At 33.6% G+C, this 10,312-nt stretch carries 7 protein-coding genes; all 7 read left to right on the top strand.

From position 1 onward, the window contains the following. Positions 1 to 73 precede the first annotated feature (73 nt). The 7 genes from IQ05_RS10280 (at position 74) to cas2 (ending at position 10,208) form a co-directional block, all read left to right on the top strand. A complete protein-coding gene (locus tag IQ05_RS10280) occupies positions 74 to 1,261 on the top strand; it encodes an aspartate aminotransferase family protein (protein WP_144892658.1) in 1,188 nt (395 codons plus the stop codon). A gap of 150 nt (positions 1,262 to 1,411) precedes the next feature. Next, positions 1,412 to 2,821 (top strand): tetratricopeptide repeat protein, encoded by a 1,410-nt coding sequence (locus IQ05_RS10285; protein WP_144892660.1) that lies wholly within the window; start codon positions 1,412 to 1,414, stop codon positions 2,819 to 2,821. Continuing rightward, positions 2,808 to 3,557: a shikimate dehydrogenase family protein gene (locus tag IQ05_RS10290; protein WP_144892662.1), complete on the top strand. Its 750-nt coding sequence runs from the start codon at positions 2,808 to 2,810 to the stop codon at positions 3,555 to 3,557. Before IQ05_RS10285 ends, IQ05_RS10290 begins: the two co-directional genes overlap by 14 nt. Positions 3,558 to 3,845: 288 nt before the next feature. Further along, complete coding sequence (gene cas9, locus IQ05_RS10295; protein ID WP_144892665.1) at positions 3,846 to 7,886, top strand: type II CRISPR RNA-guided endonuclease Cas9; 4,041 nt, start codon at positions 3,846 to 3,848, stop codon at positions 7,884 to 7,886. Positions 7,887 to 8,256: 370 nt separating this feature from the next. Beyond that, positions 8,257 to 8,688, top strand: a complete 432-nt coding sequence (gene tnpA / locus IQ05_RS10300) for an IS200/IS605 family transposase (RefSeq protein WP_144892667.1) — start codon at positions 8,257 to 8,259, stop codon at positions 8,686 to 8,688. A gap of 283 nt (positions 8,689 to 8,971) precedes the next feature. Next, positions 8,972 to 9,868 (top strand): type II CRISPR-associated endonuclease Cas1, encoded by an 897-nt coding sequence (cas1, locus tag IQ05_RS10305; RefSeq protein ID WP_144892669.1) that lies wholly within the window; start codon positions 8,972 to 8,974, stop codon positions 9,866 to 9,868. Next, positions 9,861 to 10,208, top strand: coding sequence for a CRISPR-associated endonuclease Cas2 (gene cas2, locus IQ05_RS10310; protein WP_144892671.1), 348 nt, complete (start codon positions 9,861 to 9,863; stop codon positions 10,206 to 10,208). Before cas1 ends, cas2 begins: the two co-directional genes overlap by 8 nt. Positions 10,209 to 10,312 lie beyond the last annotated feature (104 nt).

Here is a 10,312-nt window from a genome sequence, read left to right on the forward strand (position 1 = left end):
GTTTTCAGTAAATAGTTTCATTAAAAGTTACCTATTACAAAAAAGTATCCAATAAACGATTAAACAATAATTTGTGAATACAGATTTTTTAAAATACCAGGCACAAACTTCACCCTATCCGCTAGGCATGGAGGTGTCACACGCTATAGGGTCTTACATCTACGCAACAGATTCTAGCAAATACCTAGATTTTGTAGCAGGCGTATCAGCCTGTGCCTTAGGCCACCAGCATCCTAGAGTCAACCAAGCCATAAAAGATCAATTAGATAAATATTCACACGTAATGGTATACGGCGAATATTCTCAAAGTCCAGCTGTAGAATATTGTAAATTATTAGCCTCATTATTGCCAGCACCTTTAGACAAAACCTATCTGGTTAATTCAGGTACAGAGGCCATTGAAGGAGCCTTAAAACTAGCCCGAAGAACCACCGGAAGAAGTCAATTGATTTCGTGTCACAACGCGTATCACGGCAATACCATGGGTTCTATGAGTGTCATGGGATTTGAAGAGCGCAAACAAGTCTTTCGCCCGTTGATCCCTGATGTGGAGTTTATTACCTTCAATAACGAAGCTGATTTACTTAAAATAACGCACAAAACAGCAGGAGTATTATTAGAAACCATTCAAGGTGGAGCGGGATTCATTCAGCCCCACAATGACTATCTCAAAAAAGTGAGAGAACGCTGTAATGAAGTAGGTGCCATGATGATTCTGGATGAAATTCAACCGGGTTTTGGTAGAACCGGAAAACTTTTTGGGTTCCAAAATTACGATGTGGTCCCTGATATTGTTGTCATGGGAAAAGGCATGGGTGGCGGAATGCCTGTTGGTGCTTTTACAGCTTCAGCAGCACAAATGGATTTGTTGAGTGACAATCCAAAGTTAGGACACATAACTACCTTTGGTGGACATCCTGTCATAGCGGCAGCCTGTTTAGCTACTTTGCAAGAAATTACAGAAACTAATATCATACAGGAAGCCCTTGAGAAAGAAAAATTATTTAGATCGCTTTTGGTACATCCTTTGATAAAAGAAATAAGAGGTAAAGGATTGATGCTAGCCGCCATGACTAAAAGCCCTGATATCACAAACGAGGTTATTTTAAAATGTCAAGATAGAGGACTTATCTTATTCTGGCTCCTTTTTGAAGGATGCGCCATCAGGATTACGCCCCCGTTAACCATTTCGGAGGAAGAAATACGAGAAGGTTGTAGCATTATTCTAGAAGTAATGGATGAAATGATGAGAACGAATTAATCTTTAAATGCACGATTAGGATCTACTCCTTTTTTCCGTTTTAACTAAAGTATTTTTTGTTAATTAAATTGTTCACAACAATTCTAAATTACCCTCACAGTACACCCACGATTACCTAATTTTAGTTAGGCTAAATTAAAAACACAAAGTATGCAATTAAGCAACGAAGAAGAAGATTATAACTTATCCTTATCAAAATTTGAGTCCATGTTGAAAACCAACAAGGTATTCTTTTTCGACTCCGAAGAATTTGAAGAAATTATCCTTCACTATCTGGATATGGGCAAAGCCACTTTGGCAAAAAAAGCCCTCAAATTAGCTTTAGAACAACATCCTAAAGCAACAGGGCTTAAACTCGTGCAAGTCGAGATGCTTGTGTATGATGATAAATTAGAACTCGCTGAAAAAATATTGAATGAGTTGTATGCTATTGAACCCAATAATGAAGAAATATACATTCAAAAAGCAAATATATGCTCTAAAAGAGACCAACATGAAAAAGCTGTTGAACTCTTAAAAATTGCACTTAAATATACAGATGATCTTGCCGATGTGTATAATTTAATAGGCATGGAGTATTTGTTTATGGACAATTTTGAATTGGCAAAAACCAATTTCATCAATTGTCTTGAAGAAGATCTTGAAGATCAATCAGCGTTGTATAACGTGGTATATTGCTTTGAATTTTTAGATCAAAATCAAGATGCAATTCAATTTTTAAAAGAATACATTGATAAAAATCCTTATAGTGAAATTGCTTGGCACCAACTTGGGCGTTTACATTACAGCGTAAAAGAATATGAAGAAGCTATACGTGCTTATGAATACGCAACGCTGATAGACGACGAATTTGTAGGTGCTTTTATGGAAAAAGCAAAGGCATACGAACGTCTTAAAAATTATGAAAAAGCCGTTGAAAGTTACAGCAGAACTATTGAGTTAGATGATGCAACTTCTTATGCGCTGTTGCGAATGGGAAAATGTCATGAAAAACTTGGCAATACCGCTCTAGCTCTCAAATATTATAATCAAACCGTGCATGAAGATCCTTTACTAGATAAAGGCTGGATTGCCATAACCGATTTTTATGTACGTCAAAAAAACTATCAAAAAGCACTCTATTTTGTAAACAAAGCCCTTGCTATTGACAATCAAAACAAACTGTATTGGAAACGATTTGCAAGCATCAACAAAAAAATGGGATTTTTTGAAGAAGCAACCTTCGGCTACAAAAAAGCAGTTGAATATGGAGAAACAAGCCTTGATGTTTGGCTTTTTTGGGTAGATATTTTACAATTTCAAGGAGAGTTTATGGCAGCTGTTCAAACACTTTTGCAGGCTACCGAATATTATCCTGAAGAAAACGAAATTGAATACCGATTAGCTGGTTTATATTATTTACTAAACGATACAACGAAGGCAAAATTTCATTTGAGTAATGCCTTACGTCTCAATGCAGCCAATTCAAAGTTATTAAAAAATTCTTTCCCATCTGTTTGGGAGAAAAAATCAGTGCAAAACCACATCAAAAAATATACGGGTACAAATGACGGAGAGTAATACAAGACGTTTTGGGTTAGTAGGACGTAACATCAGTTATTCTTTTTCTAAAAAATATTTTACTGAGAAATTTGCAGCTGCAGGTTTTGAAGGTTGTACTTATGAAAATTTTGACATTCAAGACATTCAAGATTTTCCAACAATTAAGTTTGAAAACAAAGATATACAAGGACTTAATGTAACCATTCCGTACAAAGAAACGGTTATTCCTTATCTAGATTCCTTATCCAAAAAAGCTGCGCTGATAGGTGCCGTAAATACCATTCGAGTTACAAAAAAAGGCAAACTAAAAGGATACAATACAGATTATTTTGGCTTTAAAAAATCCCTGATACCCTTACTGCAACCTCATCACAAGAAAGCCTTAATTTTAGGCACAGGTGGAGCTTCTAAAGGTGTTGCTTTTGCTCTTGATGAGCTTGACATTCCGTATGTATTTGTATCAAGAGAAGCTACTGAAACAAGTATAAGTTATGATCGAATTAATGCTACAACATTTGATAATTACCAAATCATAATTAATGCTACGCCAGTAGGTACAAGCCCAAATACTGACGCTTTCCCGCTACTTCCCTATTCGTTTTTTACCGAGAAGCACATTGCCTACGATTTGATTTACAACCCCGCAGAAACACAATTTTTGAAAAAAGCTGCCGCACAAGGCGCTCAAACAAAAAATGGTTTAGATATGCTTATTTTTCAAGCTGAAAAAGCGTGGAAAATATGGAATAAGTAAACCTTGAAAATAATTGCAAAATCCCTCAAATAAACAATTCATTTGAGGGATTTTTTATTCCTTGAAACTACTGCTTAAGTAAACCAATAAATTTTAAAATTATACCATTGAAAAAGCGACCCTTGTGAGGCCGCTTTAAATGTTTTCACAACGGAATAATCCTTATTGTGAATTGCTTCAAAATTGTCTTACAATATTACGAAATATTTTTTTAATGCAAATAAGATTTTTCGTAAAATCAATAGTTTATTTTTCGTAAGTTTATAACTATAATAAATAGGATGAAACATGAAGAAAATATTAGGGTTGGATTTAGGGACAACATCAATTGGTTGGTCTTTTATTAACGAAGCAGAAAATGAAAATGAAACATCATTAATAATAAATACTGGGGTTCGGATTGTACCGCTTACAACAGATGAAGAAGCTGACTTCAAAAAAGGAAATACAATTTCTATAAACGCAGATAGAACCCTAAAGCGTGGAGCGAGAAGAAGTTTGCAACGTTTTAAGCTAAGAAGAAATGCTTTATTAGAAATTTTCAGCAAAATAAAATTCATTCCTGCCAATTTTGTTTATGCAGAAAATGGAACTGCAACTACTTTTTCATCCTATCAATTAAGAGCTAAAGCAGCAACCAAAGCTGTTAGCAAAGAAGAATTAGTTCAAGTTTTATTAATGCTCAACAAAAAACGAGGTTACAAAAGCAGCCGAAAATCCAAAACTGCCGATGAAGGCGATGCGGTTGACGGAATGAAAATTGCTAAAGAAATTTTTGAAAACAATTTGACTCCAGGCCAATGGGTTTATAATTCGTTATCAAAAGGTGGAAAATTCATTCCTGATTTTTATCGTTCTGATTTGCAAAAGGAATTAGAAAAGATTGTGCGTTTTCAAAATCAATTTCATTCGGAACAAATGAATGAAAAATTATTAGAAAATATTCAAGGCAAAGCTAGAACGGTAACTTCTCAATATTTTTCAAAAACATTAAATATTCCGCTTGCCGAAAATAAAGGAACTAGAGAAGAAACCAAATTACAACATTACAAATGGAGAAATGAGGCATTGACAATTGAACTTGATTTGAAAGTTTTGGCCTTTATTATTACCGAAATCAACAATCAAATTAATCAATCTAGCGGTTATCTTGGCGCCATTAGCGACCGAAGTAAAGAATTGTACTTTAATCAAGAAACAGTTGGGCAATTTCAATACAAACAACTTCAAGAAAACAGACACACCAAACTAAAAAATCAAGTTTTTTACCGTCAGGATTATTTGGATGAATTTGAAAAAATTTGGGAAACTCAAGCAAAATTCCATTCCGAATTAAATGAAAAATTGAAATCAGAAGTTAGAGATATTACGATTTTTTACCAACGAAAATTGAAATCTCAAAAGCATTTGGTTAGTTTTTGTGAATTTGAAAAAGGCCATAAAGCCATTCCAAAATCATCGCCTTTGTTTCAGGAATTTAGGATTTGGCAGAATTTGAATAACATTGTTATCAAAAATGAAACGACCAAAGAGCCTTTTGTTTTAAGCGAAGAATTAAAAAACGTGATTGCGCAAGAGTTATTTTTTAAAGAAAGTATGACCGATGCCCAAATGATGGCTTTTTGTGATTTGAAGAAAGGAAACCATACTGCTAATTTCAAAAAAATTGAAGGCAATAGAACCAATACTGAAATTTTTAAGGCTTTTGAGAAAATTTTAATCCTTGAAGGCTATGACGAATTGGATTTTTCTAAATTGGATGCAATAGATATCAAACAAATTTTCAAATCAGCTTTTAAAGATTTGGAAATCAATACGGCTATTCTTGATTTTGACCCAACTATTCAAGGCGATGATTTTGACAAACAAGGGTATTACCAATTATGGCATTTACTCTATTCGTCAGAGGAAGACGAACCTTTGAAAAAAACCTTAATGACAAAATTTGGTTTCAAAGAAAATCACATTCCATTTCTTTTAAATATAAATCTACAAGCTGATTATGGTAGTTTAAGTGCCAAAGCAATAAAAAAAGTATTGCCTCATTTGATGGACGGGCATATTTATGACAAGGCTTGTTTGATGGTGGGCTACAATCACTCCTCTTCATTGACCAAAGAACAAAATAATGATAGAGTTTTAAAGGAAACTTTAGAATTGCTCAAGAAAAATAGTTTACGAAATCCGGTGGTGGAGAAAATTCTCAATCAAATGATTAACGTGATTAATGCCATTATCAAAGATCCTGCAATGGGCAAACCTGATGAAATAAGGGTAGAATTGGCTCGTGAATTGAAAGCAAACAATGAACAACGAAATGAAATGACTAAGGCTATTAACAAAAGTACAGCCGAACATGACAAAATAAGACAATTGCTCCGCACCGAATTTGGAATACCCAGAGTGACCAGAAACGACATTATAAGATACAAACTTTGGAAAGAAACAGAAGGAATATCAATTTATACCGGAAAAACAATTGAAGCTTCAAAACTTTTTACCAAAGAATATGACATTGAACATATTATACCAAAATCGCGTTTGTTTGATGATAGTTTTGCTAATAAAACAATTTGCGAACGCCAATTAAATATTGATAAAAGCAATAAAACTGCCTATTCCTTTTTACAAGAAAAATTATCTGCCGAAGAATTTGACCAATTCGAGAAAAGAGTAAAAAGTTTGTTCGGAAAAATAAGCCGTACCAAGCAAAATAAACTTTTGATGGCAGACAATGAAATTCCAGAAGGATTTATTGACCGTCAATTAAGAGAAACCCAATACATTGCCAAGAAAGCCAAAGAAATTTTATTGGAAGTTTCCAGAAATGTAACGGCAACAATTGGCAGCGTTACCGATAAATTGCGTGAAGATTGGGAATTGGTTGATGTAATGAAAGAACTCAACTGGGAGAAATATGATAAATTGGGTTTAACCCATATTGAGGAAGGTAAAAACGGTGAACGATTGTACAAAATAAAAGATTGGACCAAAAGAAATGACCACCGCCATCATGCTATGGATGCCATTACGGTAGCCTTTACCAAACCTGCTTACATTCAGTATTTAAACAATTTGAACGCCAAAACACAAGGCGAAAACAAAGCTCGATCAATTGTGGGCATTGAAGAGAAATATTTAAAAAGAGACAAAAATAATAAGTTGCGTTTTGTTGCTCCGATGTCTAATTTTAGGGAAGAAGCCAAAAAACAACTTGAAAATATTTTAATTTCATACAAAGCCAAAAACAAAGTAGTTACCAAAAATAAAAATAAAACCAAAAAAAGTGGCGGAACCAACCAAAGAATTCAACTAACCCCAAGAGGACAGTTGCACAAAGAAACCGTTTATGGCAAACTACAACACTACGTTACCAAAGAAGAAAAAGTAGGTGCCAATTTCACCGAAGAATACATTGAAAAAGTGGCCAAAAAAGAATATCGAGAAGCACTTTTGAAGCGATTGAAAGAAAACGGAAACGATCCTAAAAAAGCGTTCACAGGCAAAAATGCTTTGACAAAAACACCTATCTACACTAGTCTTAAAGACAACCTTGTAGTACCAGAAAAAGTAAAAACAGTTTGGCTTGAAGACAATTACACCATAAGAAAAGACATTTCTCCTGATTTAAAAATTGATAAAGTAATTGATTCAAAATTAAAAATCATTCTTCAAAACAGATTAAAAGAATATGGCAATGACCCCAAAAAAGCATTTGTAAACCTAGATGACAACCCAATTTGGCAAAACAAAGAAAAAGGTATTGCCATAAAACGAGTAACCATTAGCGGCGTGAGCAACGCACAAGCCTTGCACACCAAAAAAGACCATTTGGGTAATGAAATTTTAGACCAAAACGGCAAACCAATTCCTGTTGATTTTGTAAGCACGGGCAACAATCATCATGTGGCTATTTATAGAGATGAAAAAGGAAATTTGCAAGAAGAAGTAGTTTCGTTTTATGATGCTGTAATTCGCAGAAATTTAGGTTTATCGGTTATCAATAAAAACCACCAAAAGGGCTGGGAATTTTTGTTTACTATGAAACAAAATGAGTTTTTTATTTTTCCATCAGAAAGCTTTAATCCTCACGAAATGGATTTATTGAATCCAAATAATTATGTTTTGATTAGTCCTAATATGTTTAGGGTTCAGAAGCTAGGTTCAAAAGATTATACTTTTAGAAATCATTTAGAAACTCAATTATTAGATAATATTCAACTAAATAATATTGCCTACAAAAGAATTAGAAGTCCGAAAGAATTATCAACCTTAATAAAAGTCCGAATTAATCATTTAGGTAAAATTGTTCATGTTGGAGAATATTAATTTAAAAATCAATAGGAATGGGTTTTAACCCATTGGATAATATAAAACAATCCAAATAAGGCTTTAGCCAAATATATTTTGGCTAAAGCCTATTCAAGATAAATAATCTTATCGCCTCCAGCTAAAGCTGGAGGCAATTCAAAAGCTGGAGGCAATTCAAAAGCTGGAGGCAATTCAAAAATGAGGAAATTCAAAAATGAGAAATTGAGAAATTTGGAATAAATTTATAATTCAGGAAGATTTAAATTCAATAAGAATGAGTTTTTATACATTCAATTACAATCAATAGGATTGGGTTTTAACCCAATCGAGAATATCGAATATTTAAGATTGGCTTTAGCCAAAATATCGACAACATAAACAATAAATTATGCCATACATCAAAACCTATATTCATTTTGTTTGGAGTACAAAAAACAGAATTCCTTTTCTGAACAACAAAGAATTAAGACAAAAAGTTTGGCATCACATCAAAGAAAACGCCAAAGACAAAGGAATATTTGTTGATTTTGTGAATGGATATTCTGATCATTGTCATTGTCTGGTTTCTTTAGGGGCTGATCAAACTATTCAAAAGACAATGCAACTCATTAAAGGAGAATCATCCTTTTGGATTAACAAAAACAAATTGTGTTTAGACAAATTTGAATGGCAAGACGAATATTTTGCAGTTTCGGTTTCGGAATCTATGATTGATAAAGTGCGGAATTATATTAAGAAACAAGAGGAACATCACAGCAAACAAAGCTTTCAAGAAGAATATGATGAATTCATAGCTAAATATCAATTTCAAAAAGACTAGAATTTAGCTAAAGCTATGCAATCTTTTTTATTATATCCCTCCTGCTAAAGCAGGAGGCAATTCAAAAGCAGGAGGCAATTAAATAGGAAAAAGAAATTTAAAACAAAAATCAATTGAAAATCTGGGTTGTAATTCAAAAGCAGAATACATTTGAAAATTAAATAAATGCTTTACATTCCTAAAATCAATTGGATTGGCTTTAGCCCATTCATAATAAAAAAATTAAATCATAATTGGCTTTAGCCAAAATATTTTATAATCATTTTTTAATCCAAAAGATATAATGATAAAAAGAACCCTATTCTTCGGTAATCCTGCTTATTTGAGTACTAAAAACGAGCAAATAGTAATCTCTTATCCAGACAAGGAACAAGAAACTAAAACCGTGGCCATCGAAGACATAGGCGTAATTGTTCTAGAAAACCAACAAATCACGATAACCAATGGTCTACTGGAAAAATTAACCAATAATAATGTGGCATTAATTAATTGTGATCAATACCACATGCCCATTGGCCTATTAATGCCGCTTAGTGGTCATACCGAACAAACGGAGCGTTTTAAAAACCAGATTAACGCTTCGGTTCCGCTCAAAAAGAATTTGTGGCAGCAAACCATTAGCTCTAAAATATCAAACCAAGCAGGATTGCTCAAAGAAAAAGGAATTCCGTGCCGGAAAATGGAACTTTGGTCAAAAGAAGTCACATCGGGTGATGCGCTCAATCATGAATCGAGAGCAGCCGTATTTTATTGGCAAAACCTAATCAAAATCGAAAATTTCACTAGAGGACAAAAGGGAATTGCTCCCAATAACTTATTGAATTATGGATATGCAATTTTAAGAGCGATTACAGCAAGAGCGCTTGTTAGCTCTGGAATGTTACCTACTCTTGGCATCTTTCATCGCAACAAATACAATGCTTATTGCCTTGCGGATGACATTATGGAGCCTTATCGTCCCTATGTTGATCTTATTGTTTGTCACATTATGGAAACGGAAGACAGCTATGACGAACTGACTATTGAAATTAAAAAACAATTGTTAAGTATTGCAACCATCGATGTCTTAATAGACGGAAAAAATAGTCCGTTGATGGTTGCCATGAGCAGAACAACCCATTCCTTACATGAATGTTTTGAAGGAACAGCAAGGAAAATTTTATATCCTGTTTATGTATGACGAACACTACACCCGATTAAACCAATATAGAAGTTTGTGGATATTAGTATTTTTTGATCTGCCCACCGAAACACGCAAAGAGCGTAAAATTGCTAGTACTTTTAGAAAGAAATTATTAGACGATGGTTTTTCTATGTTCCAATTTTCCATCTATATGCGTTTTTGTGCCAGTAGAGAAAATGCAGAGGTACATACCAAACGAATAAAAAACAACTTACCCGAACATGGAAAAATTGGTGTAATGCAAATAACCGATAAACAATTTGGAATGATGGAACTTTTTTACGGTAAAAAACCAATAGAACCTGAAAAACCTTCTCAACAATTAGAACTTTTCTAACAAACAGGACTAGAAAAAAGACTAACTCACTGTAGTACAACAAAGAAACACTACTTCTTTTTATTTTCAAAATAAGCTCATAACTACCAACATATCAAACGATT

Origin of the sequence: Flavobacterium tiangeerense (assembly GCF_007830355.1) — a bacterium.
In the GTDB taxonomy this organism is placed as follows: Bacteria; Bacteroidota; Bacteroidia; order Flavobacteriales; family Flavobacteriaceae; genus Flavobacterium; species Flavobacterium tiangeerense.

Bases quoted from the DNA above. Each gene is read 5' to 3' on its own strand.
- IQ05_RS10285 (WP_144892660.1), top strand. From the start codon at position 1,412: ATGCAATTAAGCAACGAAGAAGAAGATTATAACTTATCCTTATCAAAA.
- IQ05_RS10290 (WP_144892662.1), top strand. From the start codon at position 2,808: ATGACGGAGAGTAATACAAGACGTTTTGGGTTAGTAGGACGTAACATC.
- cas9 (WP_144892665.1), top strand. From the start codon at position 3,846: ATGAAGAAAATATTAGGGTTGGATTTAGGGACAACATCAATTGGTTGG.
- tnpA (WP_144892667.1), top strand. From the start codon at position 8,257: ATGCCATACATCAAAACCTATATTCATTTTGTTTGGAGTACAAAAAAC.
- cas1 (WP_144892669.1), top strand. From the start codon at position 8,972: ATGATAAAAAGAACCCTATTCTTCGGTAATCCTGCTTATTTGAGTACT.
- cas2 (WP_144892671.1), top strand. From the start codon at position 9,861: ATGTATGACGAACACTACACCCGATTAAACCAATATAGAAGTTTGTGG.